Below are 20,636 nucleotides of genomic sequence, written 5' to 3' on the forward strand. Positions count from 1 at the left end.
TGGAGTACAAGTACGTGGCCGTGCCGCGCAGCTGAGGCTCGTGCGATGCGGCTCCGGGGCACTGGGCCCCGGAGCCGCGGCGCAGCGCTGAGTCATGCGTGGATTGGTGGCGCAGCTCCTGTGCGTGGTGAGCGCCTCTGGGGTTGCGAGCTACGCGTCCTCGGTGGTCAGGCGCATCACGGCGTCACGCATGTGATCGAGCAGGAGCAGATCCACGCGGGCCTCGTCCGCCGCGCGGATGGCTTCGGTGATCTCCCGGTGCTCGTCCAGGCGGAAACTGTGGGACGCGTACCGGGTTTCGAGCGCGGTCATGCACATGCGCGTTTCCACCATGAGGGTGTCGTGCATTCGAATCAGACGGGGGCTTTCGGACAGCTCCACGAGCAGTTCGTGGAACGCGACGTCCGCCTCGGTCAACGCGGCAGTGTCTCCGCGTTCGATGGCCGCGGACATCTCGTCGACCTTTTCCAGCAGTCGATCCGCACCGGCCTCGGGGTCGCCCGCGATGACCCGCGCGGCGGCCGCGCGCTCCACGGCGTTCCGAGCGAGATAGAGGTCGCGAACGTCGTCGTCGGTGACCTCGATGACGAACACGCCGCGGTTACGCACGCTGAGCAGGAGACCTTCTTGTGTGAGGCGCTGCATGGCTTCGCGCAGTGGGCCGCGGCTCACGCCCAGGGAGCGGCTCAATTCCATTTCATTGAGCTGCTGGCCGGGTGCCAGTTCGCCGTCACCGATGGCTCGTCGCAGTTGCCGGGCGATCAGTGACGGTGTGGTTTCTTGCACCACGGGTCGTAGCAGATTGCCGGGCATGGCGGCCTCCGGTCCGGGGCAAACACAAGGTTTGCAGGTCAACGTCTTACGTACCGATAAGCCTAGGGGTAGGATTGTCGACAATCAAACGGTTTGGGCGTCTTTTGCGTCACGGCCGTAGAGCGCCGGTGCGCCATCAGGTGCCCGCTGAATTCACCATGGAGGGTTCCATGAATTCGCAACACCAGGCTGATCCGCCGCACGATCCACGCGGCGCCAATACTCCAGACGGAGCCGCCCACCACCCGGAACCGGACGCCCAGACGGTTCGCCGTGCGGTGGCTGCCTCTGCGATCGGTAACGCCACCGAGTGGTTCGACTACGGCGTGTATGCAGTGTCGGTCGTCTACATCACCCAGAACTTCTTCCCGGGTGAAGCCGGCACCCTGCTGGCGCTGAGTACGTTCGCCCTGTCCTTCCTGGTCCGCCCCCTGGGTGGTTTGTTCTGGGGCCCGCTCGGTGACCGGTTGGGCCGCAAGAAGATCCTGGCGCTGACCATCATCCTGATGGCCGGTGCCACGTTCTGTATCGGCATCCTGCCCACTCACGCGACCATCGGCCTGGCGGCCCCCATCCTGTTGGTGCTGCTGCGTGTGATCCAGGGCTTCTCGACCGGCGGTGAGTACGGCGGTGCGGCCACGTTCATGGCCGAGTACGCCCCGGACAAGAAGCGAGGCTTTCTGGGCAGCTTCCTGGAGTTCGGCACCCTGGGTGGCTTCGCCCTTGGTTCGCTGATCGTGCTGATGGGCGAGGTCATCCTCGGCAACGAGGCCATGATGGAGTGGGGCTGGCGCATTCCGTTCCTGCTGGCTGGACCCATGGGTCTGATCGGTCTGTACCTGCGGTCCAAGCTGGCCGACTCGCCCGTGTTCCTTGAGCTGGAAGAGGCTGGCCACTCGGAGGAATCCGCGGGCATGGCCCTCAAGGAACTCATCACCACGTACTGGCAGCCCATGCTGATCATGGCCGGACTGGTCGTGTCCGTGAACGTGGTCAACTACACCCTGCTCAGCTACATGCCCACCTACCTGGAGGGGCAGACGGAGATGTCCGCGCAGACGGTGCTGACCATCATGTTCATCGCGCAGTTCGCCATGATGCTCGTGATTCCGTTCGCCGGAACGCTGTCCGACAAGTTCGGACGTAAACCCATGTGGTACTTCTCGCTCATCGGCCTGATCGTGATGTCGATCCCCATGTACATGCTCATGGCCAACGGTTTCTGGTGGGCGCTGCTGGGCTTCGCGGTGCTGGGGCTGCTCTACATCCCGCAGCTGGCCTGCATCTCGGCCACCTTCCCGGCGATGTTCCCCACGCAGGTCCGCTACGCAGGCTTCGCGATCACCTACAACGTGTCCACCGCGATCTTCGGTGGCACGGCACCACTGGTCAACGAGGCGCTGATCGAGTCCACCGGTAACCCGCTGATCCCCGCCTTCTACATGATGGGCGCGTGTGTGATCGGTTTGATCGCCGCCAAGTTCATGAAGGAGACCGTGGGCGCGTCGCTGCGCGGCACGGAGATCCCGGAGACGGGCAAGATGCCCGTGGTCAACAGGTAAGCGCTCTCGCGGAGAAATCAGCGCGACAGCAATCGCAACGCGGCCAGGGTGTATGCCCTGGCCGCTTGCGTTAACTCGCGAACGCTCACGGACTCATCCACCTGATGGGCCTGGTCATTGAGCCCGCCGGGGCCCATGACCACGGTGGGTACCCCGTGGTCGCGGGCGATGAATCCGCCGTCACACGCGGCCGTCCAGCCGCCGATCGATGCCGCACCGCCCACGTCCGCGACCGCTCCGTGCACGGTGCTGACCAGCACATGATCCTGATCAGTGCGGAAGCCAGGCATGGACATGGTGATCTCGATGTCCATGGAAATCCCGTCGCCGGTGATTCCGGCCTGGTCCACGGCGGTGCGGAGTTCGGAGACGATCTGCTCCGGGTCCTCACCCGGCATGAGTCGCCGGTCCAGCCACACGTGGCACGACGGCGCCACCATGGACGTGGCCCGGCCACCCTCGATCTTGCCCACGTTCCAGGTGGGGGATCCCAGTAGCGGATCCAGCTCGCGGATGTGCTTCTCGTGGTCCTGCTTGATCAGCGTGAGGAGGGCCGCGGCGGCGTCGATCGCGTTGCGTCCGTCTGCCGGCCGCCCTGAATGGGCGGGGACGCCGGTGATCTCAACCTCGAGGTAAGAATCCCCGCGGCACGCAATCACGGTCTGCAAATCGGTTGGTTCGGCCACGATGCAGCCGCGGAATTCACGTCCCAGCCCGCGCGCGGTGAGGTGACGAATTCCGAGGCCCAGATCCTCCTCATCCACGGTGGACGACAACCGCACCGGTCCGGAGAGTTTCGCACCCGAACGGCGCAGCGCATCCATCGCGACGAGTACCGCAGCCAGCCCGCCCTTCATGTCCGTGGCGCCGCGGCCGTACAGCCGATCGCCCTCGACCTCCGCGTTGTAGGGCTGCCGCGTCCACCCGGGCCCGGCGGGCACCACGTCGGAGTGGCCCAAGAACAACAACCCCGGCCCATCTGCACGGGGCCGCCCACGGGCAGGTCCACGTCCACATTAGGTCGCCCAGGGGCGACGACGTCGCTGCGGGCCAGTAACCCTCGCTCCTCGGCTGCCCGCTCCAAGGCTTGGGCGGTCGGTTCCTCACTGCCCCCGGGATTCTCACCGGCGGTGTTCACCAGGGTGCACGTGAGCGCGACCAGCTCATCGGGGTCGATGAGATCGAGCACGGCCCGTTCCTGTGGGGTGCACTGAACATCGTCACTGGTCATGAGGATCTCCGTTCATGTGTGGTGCCTGTTCAGGGCCGCTGATTCTCGGTCCTGCGGATCCTTGGTTCCGTGCGCGCTCGGCCCCGGTCACGGCGGCGGTTTGCCTGTGAGCGGTCGGGTCAGGTTTACCCGTCGACCTCTTGGCGGGCGATGTCGAGAGCTCGAGCGAGTCGCTGCAAGCCTTCTTCCGTGCGTTCCGGGGTGCTCGAGGCAAAGCACAAGCGGAACGCGTCCTCGAACTGACCCGAAGGCGACAGCGCCGGACCGGGGATGAACGCAACGCCCTCGGCCAACGCAATCTCGAACAAGCGCGAGGAGGACACCCGAACGTCGTCGCCCTGGAGGGTGACCCACAGGAAGAAGCCGCCGTCGGGATCGGTGGTGCGCACGCGATCGCCCAGGTGCCTGGCGATGGATGCGTCCATGGCTTCCTTGCGGCGCTTGTACTCGGTGCGCAGGCCGGCCAGGTGCTCGCCGTAGCCACCGCGCGCGATGTAGGCGTTGATGATGTGCTGGGCCGGGACGTTGGCGCACGTGTCCATGGCCTGCTTGCCGGCGATCAGCAAATTGCGCAGGCGGGGATCCGCGTTGATCCAGCCCACGCGCAGGCCCGGGGCCAGGACCTTGGAGAAGGTCCGCACCGAGAAGACCAAGGGGTCATCCGGCTGATCTCTCGGAAGCCGGGAACGGGATCGCCGGAGAAGCGCAGGCGCCGTACGGATCGTCGTCGAGGATCATGGCGCCCCATTGGTGCGCGAGGTTCAGCAAGCGGCGTCGTCGATCCTCGCTCAGGGTGGTGCCGGACGGGTTCTGGAAGTTGGGGATCGTGTAGATCATGCGGGGCGTGCGGCCAGTCTCCGCGACCAGGGTCTCGAGCGCGTCGATGTCCATGCCGTTGTTATCAACGGGGACTTCCAACACGTCTGCGCCGTAGCTCAGCGCGGTGCCGGAGCCGTTGGTGTAGGTGGGGCTCTCCACGACCACCAGGTCACCGGGATCCGTGAACAGTTTGAACGCCAGGTCCAGGCCCTGCATGCCACCGGAGGTGATCACGATGCGCTCGGGGTCGGTGGATCCACTCGAGAACTGCTCGGTGACCGTGGTGATCAGCTCCGGTTCTCCCTCGGTGGCACCGTAGGTGAAGCTCGCGTCCGTGAGCACCTCGCCAGCGATCTGCCGGAACTCTTCCGTGGGAATCACTTCCGCGGCGGGCGCGCCCATCGCGAAGCGCACAATGTCGTGGGTCTGGGCCGCCAGCAGGGAGGTTGAGGAGTCGATGACAGACCCCACGAGCCGTCGGCGCGGGAGGCCAGGGGGAACAAGCCCTCGGACGCCGGGCCCGAGATACCCGCGGTGGGGTTGGGATCCAAGGAACGGACGGTGGTGATGTGTGGCGTGGTGCTGGTCATGAGCTCACTTCCTGATGATCTGGCGGGGGAAGGATGTGAACGTTTCCACCCCCGTGCTGGTCACTCGGATGGTCTCCGAAACTTCGTAGCCGTACCCCGTCATCCACATGCCGCAGATGAGGTGGAAGGTCATGTTTTCTTCGAGGATGGTCTCGTCCTCGGAGCGAATGCTGATGGTCCGTTCGCCCCAGTCGGGCGGGTAACCGATGCCGACCGAGTAGCCCAGGCGGCTGTGTTTCTCGAGCCCGTAAGCGGCCAGTTTCCAGTTCCAGGCACTGGCCAGTTCGCGGACGGGCACCCCCGGGGCGATGGCGTCCAAGACGGCCTGCAAACCTGCGGCCACTGCATCTTCCAGCCGCAGCATCTCAGCACTGGGTTCGCCCAGGGTCACGGTGCGGGCCAGGGGTACGTGGTAGCGCCGATGGACGCCGCTCAACTCGACCACCACGGCGTCGCCGGATTTCAAGATCCTGTCCGACCACGTCAGGTGAGGTGTGTCTGCGGAGGCGCCGGTGGGCATCATAGGAACGATCGCCGGGAAGTCACCCCAGGCGTCGTCGTCGCCCTCAGCCTGCGCCGCGGCGATTCGGGCGGCCACTGTGTTCTGGGGGACGCCGGGCTCGATGGCATCGATCGCTGCTTGCATGGCCGCGGTGGTTACCCTCGCTGCGAGACGCATGTAGTAGATCTCGGCCTCCGACTTCACGGAGCGTACCCAGTTGACCAGCTCGAAGCAGTCGACCAGGAGCCATTCGGGGAGGGCGTTGATCAGGGAGCGATAGCCCTTGGGGGAGAAGAAGTGCGCGTCCATTTCCAAACCCACGCAGCCGTGGGCGGCCGGGGCGACCTGACCGCGCCGTCGTAGGGCGAAGGCCACCCAGTCGAAGGGGTGCAGGTGCGGGCGCTGAACGTAGCGTTCCGGGTAGCCGATGATTTGATGAGGAGGCAGCCACGAGGTGCGGAACGCTCCCTGGGCATCCATTTCGCGCAGGAACAGCAGGATATCTCCCTCGGCGGGAACGAACAGCATCTGCGGAACGTAGAACGACCAGGCGTCGTAGCCGGTCAGGTAGAAGAGATTGGCCGGATCCGTCACGATCAGCGCGGACAGTCCCTGCTGTGCCATCTTCTCGCGGACACACCGCAACCGTTGCTCGTACTCCAGGGCCGTGAAGAGCGGCGAACGGACATCCGCAGGGTCTGGCACGGCCTCCGTTGCGGGGGCCGGATCGGGGGAGGGATAACCCTCAGACACGTCCCATGTGCTCATGGTTCATGATTGAAGGAAATCCGCCTATTGTCAACAATCAAGCGATCCAGGGAAAAGGCGGGGCAGGATGGCCGGGCGGGAGCCTCATGTGAGGGAACGACAGTCGCGAAGTCTCAGGGGAGGGAAATGCAGATAGTGGGCACCTTTTCTACATCTTCATCACATGAGGCCGCCGTGCTGCAGGTTCCTCACATCAGGACACCAAGATCGACGCCGCCAAATCAGCGGGGATTTCCACGGCCTCCGTGCCGTCCGAGCGGCGCAGCGTGACAGGTCCGGGGTGAGCCGAGTGGGCATCCGCATCGGCGGGGGCTGAGCTGCTGACCACCACGGTGCACCCGGCATGAGCCCGCGTCGTAGAGGGAGCGCAGCAACTCCGCGTGGGTCTGAACAGACTCCGAGATCAGCTCCAAGGTGTATTCGCGCTCGCCGTTGGAGTGGGGTGCACCAGCTTCGGCAGCATCCGCGCCAGTTCCAGCACCCGTGCCAGCGCCACCGGGCCGAACCGAATCAGCACCAGCAGTATCCGCCTCGGCACCACCAGAAGCAGCACCCGCCTGCGCCACCGCATCCAACAGCGAGACACCCTCGGGGTTCTGCGTGAATGCCCCGTGGATCGGGGTGCCGTAGGGGGAGGTGGTTGGCGAGGATAGAAGCTTCTCGAGCAGCACTTCCACCCGATCACTCATGACGTGCTCCCAGCGGCAGGCTTCTTCGTGTACGTAGGGCAGCTCCAGCCCGATGACGTCCGCCAACAAGCGCTCGGCCAAGCGGTGCTTGCGCATCACGGAGGTGGCCTGCTCGCGCCCTTCCGGGGTCAGGGACACCGTGCGGGTGCGGATGTCACCCTCGGAGAGCACCATGAGCCCCTTGCGGCACAGTCTTTGGACGGTTTCGGACACGGTGGGGCCGGTGTGGCCCAGGCGCTCCACAATGCGGGCGCGCAGGGCTGGGATGCCCTCTTCTTCGAGCTCCAGCACGGTGCGCAGGTACATCTCGGTGGTATCGATCAAATCTGTCATGGTGCGCTCCTAGCTGCGGAACCGTTCCTTCCCGTATCCGAACCTGTCAGGCGGGCCAACCCGGGCGGGCCACCTCAGGCGGGCCAACCCGGGCAAGTCATACGTGAAAAATATCAATAGTGTGCCCGGGCTTCACAGTATGAACCGTGAAACCCGGGCAAGCCACTCATAGGCCACTACCAGCCCCTACCGAGTGTGAATCACACCTGGCCGCGGTTGAGCAGCCGACCCGAGGGCTTCTTGTAGTCGACTTCCTTGCCGCCCACAAAGGTCTTGCGGACCTTACCGGAGAGCACCTTGCCTGGTACGGGGTGATGGGGTTTTTGTGGTTGAGGGACTTGGCGTCCACCACAAAGCTCTCGTCCTGCGCGAAGACGGCCATATCGGCGTCGTAGCCCAGGGACAGGCGACCCTTGGAGCGCAGGCCCACGCGCTCGGCCGGGCGAGTGGACATCCACTGGAGAACCTTGTCCAGGCCCACGCCGCGGCGTCGTGCTTCGGTCCAGATCAGGGACAGACCCAGCTGCAGCGACGAAACGCCGCCCCATGCCACGCCGAAGTCACCGTTGCCCAGGTTCTTCAGGTCCAGGGTCGACGGCGAGTGGTCCGAGACGATGAAGTCAATGGTCCCGTCCAGCAAGCCCTCCCACAGCTTCTCCCGGTTGGAGACCTCGCGCACCGGCGGGCAGCACTTGAATGCGGTGGCGCCGTTGGGGATCTCCTCGGAGAGCAGGGTCAGGTAGTGCGGGCAGGTCTCCACGGTGATATCCAGGCCGTCGCGCTTGGCGGAGGCGATCATGGGCAGCGCATCCGAGGAGGACAGGTGCAGGACGTGCGAGCGCGCCTCGGTCCAGCGGGTGCGCTCGATGACCTCGGCGATGGCGATGTTCTCGGCACCGCGCGGGCGGGACTTGAGGAAGTGCTCGTACACGTCACCGTTGGGCTGCGGAGCCTTGTCGATGGTGCGCGAATCCTCAGCGTGCACGATCAGCAGCGAGTCGAAGGTCTTGACCTCGGCTAGCGCCTCTTCCATCTCGTCCGCTTCAAGGTGCGGGAACTCGTCCACGCCGGAGTGGAGCAGGAAGCACTTGAAGCCGAACACGCCGTCGTCGTGCAGCGGACGCAGGTCCTCCTTGTTACCGGGGATCGCACCGCCCCAGAATCCGACGTCCACAAAGGCGTTCTGCTGGGCGAACAGGCGCTTGTACTCCAGCGCGGCAACGTTCACGGTGGCGGGCACGGAGTTCAGCGGCATGTCCACGATGGTGGTCACGCCACCGGCCGCCGCGGCGCGGGTTGCTGAACCGAAGCCTCCCACTCGGTACGGCCGGGCTCGTTGACGTGGACGTGGGTGTCCACGAGGCCGGGGATCAGGGTCTCGTCATCTGCCAGCTCCACAACCTTGGCGCCCTCGAGGTTCGCGCCGAGCGGTTCGATCGCCACGATCTTGCCGTCCTTGACGCCGATCTCACGCGGCGAGAAGTGATCGCCGCACGAAACCTGCTTGCCGCGCACCACCAGGTCGAACTTCCCGGCGTGCTGACCGGTGATGCGGGCCTCGGTGGGCTCGTCAGATTCCTTGAGCTTGTTCTCCGACTTGTACGCGCGGATCAGTTCGCGCACGCGCTCGGCACTGTTGACCTCGTTGGCGAGCTTGATCTGCTCGGCGCGAGCGGACTCGACCTCTTCGCGGCGGTCCTCGGTCACGGCCAGCTGCGAGTTCTCCTGGGCCACGTCCTGCGGGGATTCGTTGACCTCGGGGTTCGACGCCGCCTCGGCCACCTTGGCCTTCACACTGTCCGTGGCGCGCTCCTCGTTGACCTGCGGGTCCGTGGTGCGCTGGTTCTTGTCCTCAGCGGGCTGGTTGTTCTTGGCGTTGCCGGTGTTCTTACCGGAGTCTTTGTTGCCCTGTTGAGGGGTTGCGTTCATGACGGGGAGTTCCTTTCGGAGGTGTGCGGGAGCGGTGACGGCGCGGGCCGTTCAGCCGTTCAAGGTCGAGGCTAGTTCTGAAGCTACCGTGTGTCCCACCTCACGGAGTAACCGGGGTGCTTCACGCATGGATGTCTGAGCGTCCGGAGCTAGGTCGGAGAGAGCGTGAGTTGCGCGGAAGCCCGTGTCTTCCAGCGTCTTGCGGTCCAGGGTGGTGCGGCCACACACGGCGATCACGGGCACGTCATGGGCTTGCCCGACCTTGAGCACACCCACCGGGGTCTTGCCGCCCAGGGATTGTTCGTCCAGGCTGCCTTCGCCGGTGATCAGCAGGTCTGCGCCGGTCACGGCATCGTCCAGGTTGACCAGATCGAGGACGACGTCGATCCCAGGCCTTCGCGTCGCATTCAAGACGGCCAGCGCGGCATAGCCCACGCCACCGGCGGCACCGGCACCCGGGGCTTCCGCGGCGTCGCGCGCCGAATCTCCCAAGGCCTCGGCGAGGACGTCGCGGAAGGTGCCCAGGGCGGCGTCGAGCTCGGACACGTCCTGCTCGGAGGCGCCCTTCTGGGGTCCGAAGACCGCGGCGGCACCGCGCTCGCCGGTGAGCGGGTTGTCCACGTCCGCGGCCAGGATGAACTGTGCGGAGGAAATACCGGGGTGCAGTCCGGAGACGTCCACGGAGGCCAACTGTGCGAGGGCGGCGCCGCGTCGGGAATCTCGTTGCCCTGGTCGTCCAAGAGGCGGGCGCCCAGGCCGGCGAGCATGCCCGCGCCGCCGTCCGTGTTGGCGCTGCCGCCCACGCCCAGGATCACCCGGGTGCAGCCGGCGTCGAGTGCGGCGGCGATCAGTTCGCCGGTGCCGCGACTGGTGGCTTCGCGAGAAGCGAGGATCGGTTCGCCGTTCGCGTCGTGGGGCAGTGCCGCGAGGCCGGAGGCCAGGGACATCTCGACCACGGCGGTGTCGTCGAGGCGCGCCCAGGCCGCGACCACGGGTTCGCCGATGGGGCCGGTGACCGTGAGGTCGTGGCGCGTGTAGCCGGCGGTGACCGCGGCATCCAACGTGCCCTCACCGCCGTCGGCCACGGCAGAATCGTGACCTGAGCGTCGGGCTGGGCCTCGCGGATCCCGGCAGCGATGTGCTCGGCCGCCTCCTCGGCGCTCACCGAGCCCTTGAACTTGTCTGGTGCCACCACAATGCGCACGAGAACCTCCCGAAAATCTTTAGCTGAACCGCGGGCCGCGCACGGATTCCGTGAGCGGCCCGCGAGGTATCGGACGGAGTAGAACTGTCCGTGATCAGTCGAGCAGGGCGATGGCGGTGGGTGCGTCCACACCGCGTGCCGCCAGCTCCTCGAACTCCACCACGTTGTCCAACTCGGTGCCCATGGAGATGTTGGTGACCTTCTCCAAGATGACCTCCACCACCACGGGAACCTGGTGCTCCTGAGCCAACGAGTTGGCCTCGGAGAACGCGTCCTGCAGCTTGTCGGGATCGGTCACGCGCACGGCCTTGCAGCCCAAGCCCTCGACCACCTTGATGTGGTCCACACCGTATCCCTGGGTCTCCGGGGAGTTGATGTTGTCGAAGGCCAGCGACACGTTCTGTTCCATCTTGAACCCGCGCTGGGACTGACGGATCAGACCCAGGTAGGAGTTGTTCACGACCACGTGGATGTAGGGCAGGTTGAACTGCGCGCCCACGGCCAATTCCTCGATCATGAACTGGAAGTCGTAGTCACCGGACAGCGCCACCACGGTCTCACCGGGCTTGCCGCGCACCACACCCAGGGCGGCCGGACCGGTCCAACCCAGGGGGCCGGCCTGGCCGGCGTTGATCCACTTGCGCGGACCGTACACGTGCAGGAACTGGCCACCGGCGATCTGCGACAGACCGATCGTGGACACGAAGGTGACGTCCTGGCCGAAGGCCGAGTTCATCTCTTCGTACACGCGCTGCGGCTTGATGGGCACCTCGGTGAAGTGCGTCTTGCGCTGGAGCTGGCCCTTGCGCTGGATGCACTCCTTGGCCCACACGCCGTAATCGGGGACGGAGAACTTTTCCTTACGTTCCTTGGCCACCTCGAGGAGGACGGTCAGAGCGGCGTCGGCGTCGGAGACGATGCCCAGATCCGGCGAGAACACGCGACCGATCTGGGTGGGCTCGATGTCCACGTGCACAAAGGTGCGGCCCTCGGTGTACTTGTCGATGGAACCGGTGTGGCGGTTGGCCCAACGGTTACCGATACCCAGGACGAAGTCCGAGGCCAGGAACGACTCGTTGCCGTACCGGTGCGAGGTCTGCAGCCCCACCATGCCGGCCATCAACGGATGATCGTCGGGAATGGCGCCCCAGCCCATCAGGGTGGGGATCACGGGAACATCGAGCACCTCGGCCAGCTCGACCAGCTTTTCGGAGGCGTTGGCGTTGATGATGCCGCCACCGGCCACGATCAGCGGACGCTCGGAGGCGAACAGCATGTCCAGGGCGCGCTCGGCCTGGGCACGGGTGGCCGCGGGCTTGGCCACGGGCAGGGGCTCGTAGAGGTCGATGTCGAACTCGATCTCGGCCAACTGCACATCCAGGGGCAGGTCGATCAGCACCGGACCGGGGCGGCCCGAACGCATCTCGTGGAACGCTCGCGCGAAGGTGCCCGGAATCTGACCCGGCTCCAGCACGGTCACGGCCATCTTGGTCACCGGCTTGGCGATCGAGGCGATGTCCACGGCCTGGAAATCTTCCTTGTGCAGCTTGGCCACCGGAGCCTGACCGGTGATGCACAGGATCGGCACCGAGTCAGCGATCGCGGCGTAGAGGCCGGTGATCATGTCGGTGCCCGCGGGGCCCGAGGTGCCCACGCAGATACCGATGTTGCCGGGAGCGGCACGGGTGTAACCGTCGGCCATGTGCGAGGCACCCTCGACGTGGCGGGCCAGCGTGTGGCGGATACCGCCGTCGTTACGCATGGCTGAATAGAACGGGTTGATGGCCGCACCGGGCAAACCGAACGCCTCGGTTGCGCCTTCCTTCTTCAGGATGGCGACAATGGCGTCCACCGTACGCATCTTGGTCATGATGTTCTCCTTGAAATCTTGTGTCAGACCGCCGTGCCCGCGTGGGCCGGGGAATTACTTCTTGTCGCCGCCGGACAGTTCATTGGCGAGCTTGAACAGACCCGAGTGGTCCAGGCCGCCGTCGCCGCGGGCGACCAGAGCGGAGACCAACTGGGCGACGACAGCGCCCAACGGGATGGTGACGCCGGCCTCGCGTGCGGCGGCGGTGACGATGCCCATGTCCTTGTTGTGCAGGGCCAGGCGGAAACCGGGATCGAAGTTGCGATCGAGCATCTTCTGTCCCTTCTGATCGAGAACCTTGGAGCCGGCCAGGCCGCCACCGAGGACCTTGAGAGCGGCGTCCGTATCAACGCCGTAGGCCTCCAGGAACACGACCGACTCGGCGAGCAACTGGATGTTGCCAGCAACGATGAGCTGGTTGGCGGCCTTGACCGTCTGGCCGGAGCCGGAGGGGCCCACGTGCACGATGGTCTTGCCCACGCCGTTGAGGACTTCCTGGGCGGCCTCGAAATCGGTGGCCTCGCCGCCGACCATGATGGACAGGGCGGCGTCGATCGCGCCTGTTCGCCACCGGAGACGGGAGCGTCCAAGGGGCGGATGCCGGCCTTGCGGGCGGCGTCGGCCAGGTTCACGGCCACGTCCGGGCGGATGGTGGACGCATCGATCCACAGGGCACCCTGCGGGGCGTTGGCGAACACGCCGTCCTCGCCCTCGACACGGCCTGAACGTCCGGGGAGTCCGGAACCATGGTGATGATCACCTCGGCGTCCTTGACGGCCTCGGCCACGGAACCGGCAGCGGTGCCGCCGGCCTGGGCGAGCTCCTGAGCCTTTTCGGGGGAGCGGTTGTAACCGGTCACCTCGTGGCCTGCGGTGACGAGGTTCTTGGCCATGGGAAGGCCCATGATGCCCAATCCGATAACAGCAACCTTGGTCATGATGTTCTCCTTAGAAGTTCTGCGGTGATCCGCGGGTGTAGCTGGTGTTCTGTGGTTCGTTGTTTCCGAGGGCGATGCGGCCGGATCAGGCGCGCTTCTCGCGGGGCAGCCACGCGAAGGGATCCTCCTGCGAAGCCTTGTACTCCAGGCCGATCACGCCGTCGTAGCCGAGTTCACGGGAGCGGTCGATCCACTTCTCGAGCGGCAACTCGCCGGTGCCGGGCTCGTTGCGGCCGGGGTTGTCGGCGATCTGGATGTGACCGAAGTCAGCGGCGTGGTCCTCGATGACGCGCTCCACGTCGTCACCGTTGACGGCCAAGTGGTAGAAGTCGGCCAGCAGCTTGACGTTGTCGCGGCCCACCTTCTCGATGATGGCCAGGGCGTCCGCAGCGGTCTTGAGCGGGTAGCCTCGGTGCCGGAAACGGGCTCGAGCAGCACGACACCGCCCAGGGGAGCCACGGCATCCGCGGCGCGCTGCAGGTTTTCGACGCCGATCCGGTCTTGTTCAGCGGCGTCCTCATCGTCCAGACGGTTGCCGTAGAGCGCGTTGAACGCCTTGCAGCCGGTGGCCTGGGCGATCTTCACCACGGCGTCGATATTGGCCTGGAACTCTTCCGAACGCGCGGGCTGGGAGAGCACACCGCGCTCGCCGCCGGGCATGTCACCGGCGTAGAAGTTCAAACCGGTCAGTTGGACGCCCGCGTTCTTGAGCGCGTCCACGAAGTCCTGGATCTCTGCATCCGTGGGGGTGGGCGTGGGGAACGGCCACCAGAACTCGGCGCGCGTGAAACCTGCGGAGGTCACGGCCTGCGGGCGGTCGTTGATCGGCAGGTCGGTCAGCAAGATCGAAGAGTTGACGGTGTAGCTCACGGTTTTCCTCCTGTGTGGCGGCCCATCGCGGGTGCCCGTCTTTCGGATTGTGGAAGTTAAGTTCTATCTGGTGAAAACGTTAGGTTAGAATGTGACCTACGTCAACCTTTGGTGTGAGATGTTTCTGTCTGCGTCTCCCGCCCACCGGTGGAGCACATATCGGGCCAGGTCATCAGGCCGCGTCCAGAGAACGACTCATCACCTAAGGAGGGGATATGGCCACTGACGAGACCGCTCTGTCACGCGAACGTGCCGCCGGACGCCCGGAATTCGACCACGTATATTCGCCCGGCACGGTTCAGACCGAACCGCCGCCCATCACCAGCGACCGGCTCTACAACGTGGATCTGGCCCCCACGCGCAGGGAAGGTCGCACGTGGAACGCGTACAGCATCTTCACGTTGTGGGCCAACGATGTGCACTCGTTGGGCAACTACTCATTCGCCATCGGGCTCTTCGCACTCGGACTCGGGGCGTGGCAGGTGCTCACGGCTTTGGGTGTTGGCGCGCTGCTGTTGTTCTTCCTGCTGTGCCTGTCCGGATTCATGGGTTACAAGACCGGTGTTCCGTATCCGGTGATGAGCCGCATCTCCTTCGGTGTGCACGGCGCGCAGTTGCCGGCCGCGGTGCGCGGAATTGTTGCCATTGCCTGGTTCGGCATTCAGACCTACCTGGCCTCGGTGGTGCTACGCGTGATGCTCATTGCCCTGTGGCCGGGGCTGGCGCCGTTGGACTCCAACGACGTCCTGGGGCTCTCCACTCTGGGGTGGATCAGCTTTGTGGCTTTGTGGATCATTCAGGTGATCATCGTTTGCTACGGCATGGAGATGATTCGCCGGTACGAGGCCATGGCCGGTCCGATCATCCTGGTCACCTTTGTGGCGTTGGCCGTGTGGATGCTGTGGCGCGTGGACTTCTCCATTGCGTGGGCCACCGAGAACCCGTTGACCGGCTGGGAGATGTGGGTTCACATCCTGGGCGGCGGTGCACTGTGGGTGTCCATCTACGGAACGTTCGTGCTGAACTTCTGTGACTTCACGCGTTCGGCCACCAGCAGGGGCGCGATCGTGAAGGGCAACTTCTGGGGCATCCCCATCAACATGCTCTTGTTCGGCCTGATCGTGGTGTCCCTGGCCGGTGCGCAGCTGAAGTTGGACGGAACCATCATCACGGCACCGGCGGATATCGTTCAGACGATTCCCTCCGTGCCGTTGATCGTGCTGGCCTCCCTGGCGCTGCTGATTCTCACGGTCGCGGTGAACCTGATGGCCAACTTCGTGGCACCCACCTACGCGCTGACCAACATGTTCCCCAAGGCGTTGAACTTTTAGAAGGCTGCCATCGTCTCCGCGGTGATCGGACTGATCATCCTGCCCTGGAACCTGTACAACTCACCCGTGGTGATCGTGTACTTCCTGGGTGGACTGGGTGCCCTGCTGGGCCCGCTGTTCGGCATCATCATGGTCGACTACTGGATCATCCGCCGCTCCAAGGTCAACGTTCCGCAGCTCTACATCGACACCAATGACGGCGCGTACTACTACCGCAAGGGTGTGAATCCACGAGCGATTGCGGCGTTCATCCCCTCATCGCTGGCATCCCTGGCCGTGGCACTGCTTCCGTTCTTCGCCGGAGCCAGCGAGTTCTCGTGGTTCATCGGCGCCGCACTGGGCGCGATCTGCTACTTGATCACCGCCAAGAAACGCGTGGAATACACCGATCAGCACGGCGAGGCCATCGCCGTGGCCACCACCCACTGACCTTGAATAGGAGAACACCATGCGCATTTTGACGGTCAACGTGAACACCACGGAGTCCATGACGGAATCGATTGCGGAGTCGGCACGAAAAGTGGCCGAGTCCGGCGTCGAGATTGTGGGACTGACCCCGCGTTTCGGGCGCCCTCGTGTGAAGGCAACATGGAGTCCTACCTGGCCGCGGTGGGCGTCATGGACGCCGTGCTCAGCTACGACCAGCCCTTCGACGCCGTGATTCAGGCCGGTTTCGGCGAACACGGCCGCGAAGGCCTACAGGAGCTGTTGGAGCAACCGGTCGTGGACATCACCGAGGCCGCCGCGTCCATGGCGACGTTCGTGGGGCGCAGCTATTCGGTGGTGACCACCCTGGACCGCACGGTTCCCCTCATCGAGGACCGGCTGCAGCTGGCGGGTCTCATGGATCGCTGTGCGTCCGTGCGGGCATCCAACACATCGGTGCTGGATCTGGAAGCGGATGAGAACGCCGCGATCCAGTCCATCGTGGCCGAGGCCCAGCGGGCCATCGACGACGATCGTGCGGAGGTCATCGTGCTCGGCTGCGGCGGTATGGCGGCACTGGAAGCCGCCGTGCGTGAACAGTGCGGTGTGCCCGTGGTGGACGGAGTCGCCGCCGCGGTGACCATCGCACAATCCTCGTGCGCCTGGGACTCACCACGTCCAAGTCCCGCACCTACGCATCTCCGCTGCCCAAGGACCTCAAGGGCTTCCCGCTGAGCTGAGCAAGCTGAGCGCTCTCGCCCGGGAATGGAATAAGGTTCCTTATCCCCGATTCCAGTGCGGAAATCGGGGATAAGGAACCTTAAACCTTCAACGGCAAACCGTCAGCAGTCGAGATCAGCGCCCCGCATGCCCTCCCAGGGACAGGGGAGCGTGCCGGTTGACGTCTTTGTACAGCAAGTAGCGGAAGGGCCTGGGCCCACCGGCGTAGCAGGCCTGCGGGCAGAAGGCGCGCAGCCACATGAAGTCGCCCTCCTGCACCTCGACCCAGTCCTCGTTGAGGCGGTACACGGCCTGGCCCTCCAACACGTAGAGCCCGTGTTCCATCACGTGGGTCTCCGCGAACGGGATGATCCCGCCGGGCTGGAACGTCACGATGGTCACGTGCATGTCGTGGCGCACGTCCGCCGGGTCCACGAACCGCGAGGTGGCCCAGCGGCCCTCGGTGCCGGGCATGGGCGTGGGTTCCACGTCCTGCTCGTTGGTCACGAAGGATTCCGGCTTCTCGATGCCCGCGACCTTCTGGTAGCGCTTACGCACCCACATGAAGCGGACTTCCTCGGAACCGCGGTTGTGCACGGTCCACGTCTCCCCGGGGGAGATGAATGCGTAACCACCGGGGTTGAGAGTGTGGATGTCATCGTCACCGGGCTCGTCACCCAGGGTCAGCTCGAGCGAACCTTCCATGACGAACAGCACCGATTCCGCATCCGGGTCCTCCTCGGGCTTGTCCGAACCGCCGCCGGGGGAGACCTCCATGAGGTACTGCGAGAACGTCTCCGCGAAACCGGTCAGCGGTCGCGCGAGCACCCACAGCCGAGTGCCCTCCCAGAACGGCAGGAACGACGTCACGATGTCCCGCTGCGTGCCCCGCGGAATCACCGCGTAGGCCTCCTTGAACATGGCCCGGTCGGTCAGCAGGTCGGTCTGCGGCGGTTGGCCACCGTGGGTGGCCCAGTACGTGCGTTCGCTCATCGTGTGTCTCCTGTTTCAGAATGTTCAGCGTTCGACGCCGCAGCCACGCCCGTCTTCGCAACCGAGCTCACCGTTTCCGGGGTCAAGCCGGAGGCGCGCAGCTCGTCCTCGGTCACCGCGCCACACAGCGTGCCGCGCAGGATGTAGCGGGCCAGGCACGAGCGGTGGCGGGTTCATCGGCCACATCGGCGGCTTCAATGCCGGGCACCGACCGACGGGAGTAGACCTCCAGGCGGTGGGCGGCGGCGTCGAACCCGTCGCGGTAGAACGCGTAATTGGTGAGGAAGCGCGTGGGCAGCTGGTGGGCGTGCAGATCCCAGCCCTGGTAGTAACCGCGCTCCAACGACCGTCGGACCAGCCGTGCGTGCAGTGCCCAGGAATCGCGGCGCTGTTCGGCATCGCCCACGGGCAATTGGTTGGTGGAGCCGTCGGAGAGGTGCACGCCCGTTCCGGCCACTGCCACCTGCATGACGTTCTTGGCGAAGTCCGCGGCGGGGTGCTCCATGGACTGGAACTGCGCGGAGATCCCCAGGGACGCCGAGTAGTCGTAGGTGCCGTAGTGCAGCGAGGTGGCGCGGCCCTCGGCAGCGCGCAGCATCGCGGGGATCAGGCAGGTGCCATCCAGCCCCAGGATCATGGGGGCGGTTTCCATCTGGATTTCGAAGCGCAGTCGGCCGTTCGGCAGATCCAGCGCATCCTCGAGTGCTTGGCACGCTTCGACCATGATCTGCACCTGTTCCACGGAGGAAACCTTGGGCAGGGTCAGCACGAGTCCCTCGGGTAAGCCATCCGAACTCACGCCGGCCTCGATCAAGCCGCCCTCGCGCACCAGGGTGGTGACGAAAACGTCGAGCGAACGCAGTCCGCGGGCCCGGGTTGCCTCTTCGAAGCACTTGAATCGGATGCCCGCGAAGGCCGGGGCCGGTGCGGAACCATTGGCCCGGTTGATCGCGAATTGCGCCACGGTGCGGGCGGCCTGGGCCGCGGCGGCGTCTTCTTCGCCGTCGGAGCGGTTGCCGAACCCGTCCTCGAGGTCCAATCGCAGGTCCTCGATCGGCTCGGTCTGCAGCTTGGCGGCCACACGGTCGACGACGTCGCTCATGCCGTCCCCGGAGAGTCCCGCCAACTCGGCGAGCACCTGGAGTCCACCCGCTTCGTCGGCGGCGGCCTGTGCGGCGCGGCCCCATTCTGCGGGGGTGTTCACGGTGACGAGGTCGGCCGGGACGTAGCACGTGTGTACGGGTTGGCGGACCCCGGAGTCACCCGGGAAGAACCGTGCGAGGTCAGCATCGGTGCCGGCGAGCACCAGGTCGGCGCGCTGGTAGAACGTGGTGGGCAGGCTCGCGCCGGCCGGGACGGCCCCCGCCGAGTCGTTGGTAGCGACGTCGGCGGGAGCAGCGGAGGCGACTCGCGCCCCGAGAATGGATTGTGTCACTTGGCCCCTTCCATGAGGTCATACGCGGGCAGGGTCAGGAAGTCCGGGTAGTTGTCGCTCAGGACCATGTCGGAGATGAGCTTTCCGGCCGGGACGAACCACTTCTCGTAGTTCTTCGCGTCGATTTCCTGCTTGAGGACCTCCAGCTGCTCGTCCAGAGCGGCGGAGACCAGCTCGCGCGTTGCAGTGTTTCCGGTGTCGGTGTAGACCACACCGTTCTTGATCTGCTGCCAGATCTGGGAGCGGGAGATTTCCGCAGTGGCAGCGTCCTCCATGAGGTTGTGAATGGCCACGGCGCCGTTGCCGGACAACCAGACCGCAATGTAGCGAATGGCCACGTAAAGATTGGCGTTGAGTTCTTCCTCGGTGCGCTGATCGCCGGCGGAGGGAACGTCCAACAGCTGCTCGGGGGTCACCTCGACCTCCGGGCGCTGGCGGTCCAACTGATTGGGCTTGTCGTTCAGTACGCCGTCGAAGATCTCCTTGCACACGGGCACGAGGTCCGGGTGGGCGACCCAGGAGCCGTCGAAACCGTCGTTGGCTTCGCGGGTCTTGTCGTTGCGGACCTTCTCGAAGGCCGCACGGTTGACTTCTTCGTCCTTGCGGGACGGGATGAAAGCGGCCATGCCACCCATCGCGAAGGCACCGCGCTTGTGGCAGGTCTGCACCAGAAGGTCGGTGTAGGCGCGCATGAGCGGTGCGGTCATGGTGACCGAGGAGCGGTCGGCCAGGATGAACTTGTCACCGGCGTCACGGAAGTACTTGATGATCGAGAACAGGTAGTCCCAGCGGCCGGCATTCAAACCGGAGGCGTGATCGCGCAGTTCGTAGAGGATCTCGTCCATCTGGAACGCGGCGGGGATGGTCTCGATGAGCACCGTGGCCCGAATGGTGCCGTGTTCGATGCCCAGGTACTCCTCGGCAAAGGTGAACACGTCGTTCCACAGGCGAGCCTCGAGGTAGGACTCCATCTTGGGCAGGTAGTAGTAGGGGCCCTGGCCATTCTCGATGAGCTGCTTGGCGGTGTGGAAGAAGTGCAGGCCGAAGTCCGTGAGGGAGCCGGAGCCTTCCTTGCCGTTCACGGTGATGTTGTGCTCGGGAAGGTGCCAGCCGCGCGGGCGGGTCACAACCACGGCGAGCGGCGCGTCCTCGCGCAGCTTGTACTCCTTGCCTCGGGCGATGTGAAGGCCAGGGTGCCGCGGGCGGCGTCGCGCAGGTTGGCGATCGCGTCGATCTGGTTGGCCCAGCTGGGGCTCGCTGCGTCCTCGAGGTCGGCCAGCCACACCTTGGCGCCGGAGTTGAGCGCGTTGATGGCCATCTTGGCCGGGGAGGCGGGGCCGGTCATTTCCACGCGGCGGTCCTGCAGTGCCTTGGGAGCCGGGGCAACCTGCCAGTCACCCTCGCGGACCTCGCGGGTCTCCTCGGGGAAGTCCAGCGTGCCGGTAGAGGCTGCTTGCTCACGAGCGGTCTCGCGCTTGCCCAGTAGCTCTTCGCGGCGGTCGTTGAACTTCTCGTGCAGCGCCTCGACGAACGCGAGTGCCTCGTCGCTGAGGATCTCGCCGGCCGCGGCCACGTTCTGCGGGCTGTTGTGGGTAATGGTCATGGTTGCCTCCT

Annotated in this window: 9 protein-coding genes and 8 pseudogenes; 3 read left to right on the forward strand and 14 right to left on the reverse strand. The window is 65.4% G+C overall.

Annotated elements, in window-relative coordinates; genetic code table 11:
* Positions 1–150 precede the first annotated feature (150 nt).
* Entirely contained in the window at positions 151–813 is a 663-nt protein-coding gene (locus tag YO9_RS0109205) for a GntR family transcriptional regulator (RefSeq protein WP_016997211.1), read from the reverse strand.
* Positions 814–983: 170 nt separating this feature from the next.
* On the opposite strand from YO9_RS0109205, the gene YO9_RS0109210 reads away from it, so the two are divergent.
* Positions 984–2,375 carry an MFS transporter gene (locus tag YO9_RS0109210; RefSeq protein WP_031272991.1) on the forward strand — a complete coding sequence of 464 codons (1,392 nt, stop codon included), beginning with the start codon at positions 984–986 and terminating at the stop codon, positions 2,373–2,375.
* A 17-nt stretch (positions 2,376–2,392) separates the two neighbouring features.
* On the opposite strand, the gene YO9_RS0109215 is transcribed toward YO9_RS0109210, so the two are convergent.
* The 10 genes and pseudogenes from YO9_RS0109215 to YO9_RS0109255 form a co-directional block, all read right to left on the reverse strand.
* Positions 2,393–3,334 carry a M20 family metallopeptidase gene (locus YO9_RS0109215; protein ID WP_262925641.1) on the reverse strand — a complete coding sequence of 314 codons (942 nt, stop codon included), beginning with the start codon at positions 3,332–3,334 and terminating at the stop codon, positions 2,393–2,395.
* Between the two features lie 397 nt (positions 3,335–3,731).
* Complete coding sequence (locus YO9_RS19935) at positions 3,732–4,259, reverse strand: aminotransferase class I/II-fold pyridoxal phosphate-dependent enzyme (protein WP_262925642.1); 528 nt, start codon at positions 4,257–4,259, stop codon at positions 3,732–3,734.
* A 4-nt stretch (positions 4,260–4,263) separates the two neighbouring features.
* Entirely contained in the window at positions 4,264–4,896 is a 633-nt protein-coding gene (locus YO9_RS19940; RefSeq protein ID WP_262925643.1) for an aminotransferase class I/II-fold pyridoxal phosphate-dependent enzyme, read from the reverse strand.
* Positions 4,897–5,019: 123 nt separating this feature from the next.
* The gene (locus tag YO9_RS0109225; RefSeq protein WP_016997215.1) at positions 5,020–6,285 is read right to left on the reverse strand and encodes a M24 family metallopeptidase; all 1,266 of its coding nucleotides are present in this window, start codon (positions 6,283–6,285) and stop codon (positions 5,020–5,022) included.
* Positions 6,286–6,506: 221 nt separating this feature from the next.
* Positions 6,507–7,307 carry a metal-dependent transcriptional regulator gene (locus YO9_RS20820; protein ID WP_016997216.1) on the reverse strand — a complete coding sequence of 267 codons (801 nt, stop codon included), beginning with the start codon at positions 7,305–7,307 and terminating at the stop codon, positions 6,507–6,509.
* A 200-nt stretch (positions 7,308–7,507) separates the two neighbouring features.
* Positions 7,508–8,858 (reverse strand): annotated as a pseudogene (gene allB, locus YO9_RS0109235) (allantoinase AllB).
* Between the two features lie 429 nt (positions 8,859–9,287).
* Positions 9,288–10,440 (reverse strand): annotated as a pseudogene (locus YO9_RS0109240) (glycerate kinase).
* A gap of 94 nt (positions 10,441–10,534) precedes the next feature.
* Positions 10,535–12,310 carry a glyoxylate carboligase gene (gcl, locus tag YO9_RS0109245; protein WP_016997219.1) on the reverse strand — a complete coding sequence of 592 codons (1,776 nt, stop codon included), beginning with the start codon at positions 12,308–12,310 and terminating at the stop codon, positions 10,535–10,537.
* A 54-nt stretch (positions 12,311–12,364) separates the two neighbouring features.
* A pseudogene (locus YO9_RS0109250) lies at positions 12,365–13,247 on the reverse strand (2-hydroxy-3-oxopropionate reductase).
* 85 nt (positions 13,248–13,332) lie between these two features.
* Positions 13,333–14,117: pseudogene (locus YO9_RS0109255) on the reverse strand (hydroxypyruvate isomerase family protein).
* 215 nt (positions 14,118–14,332) lie between these two features.
* On the opposite strand from YO9_RS0109255, the pseudogene YO9_RS0109260 reads away from it, so the two are divergent.
* A pseudogene (locus YO9_RS0109260) lies at positions 14,333–15,877 on the forward strand (NCS1 family nucleobase:cation symporter-1).
* Positions 15,878–15,896: 19 nt separating this feature from the next.
* Positions 15,897–16,614 (forward strand): annotated as a pseudogene (locus YO9_RS0109265) (aspartate/glutamate racemase family protein).
* A 115-nt stretch (positions 16,615–16,729) separates the two neighbouring features.
* Here YO9_RS0109265 and YO9_RS0109270 read toward each other — a convergent pair.
* The 3 genes and pseudogenes from YO9_RS0109270 to aceB form a co-directional block, all read right to left on the reverse strand.
* Positions 16,730–17,587, reverse strand: coding sequence for a bifunctional allantoicase/(S)-ureidoglycine aminohydrolase (locus tag YO9_RS0109270; protein ID WP_016997224.1), 858 nt, complete (start codon positions 17,585–17,587; stop codon positions 16,730–16,732).
* Positions 17,584–18,926: pseudogene (locus tag YO9_RS0109275) on the reverse strand (DUF6986 family protein). The gene YO9_RS0109270 and the pseudogene YO9_RS0109275 overlap by 4 nt, the downstream one beginning before the upstream one ends.
* Before the next feature lie 92 nt (positions 18,927–19,018).
* A pseudogene (aceB, locus tag YO9_RS0109280) lies at positions 19,019–20,625 on the reverse strand (malate synthase A).
* Between the last annotated feature and the right edge of the window lie 11 nt (positions 20,626–20,636).

The sequence above is a fragment of the Kocuria atrinae C3-8 genome (assembly GCF_000286355.1).
GTDB lineage: Bacteria > Actinomycetota > Actinomycetes > Actinomycetales > Micrococcaceae > Kocuria > Kocuria atrinae_A.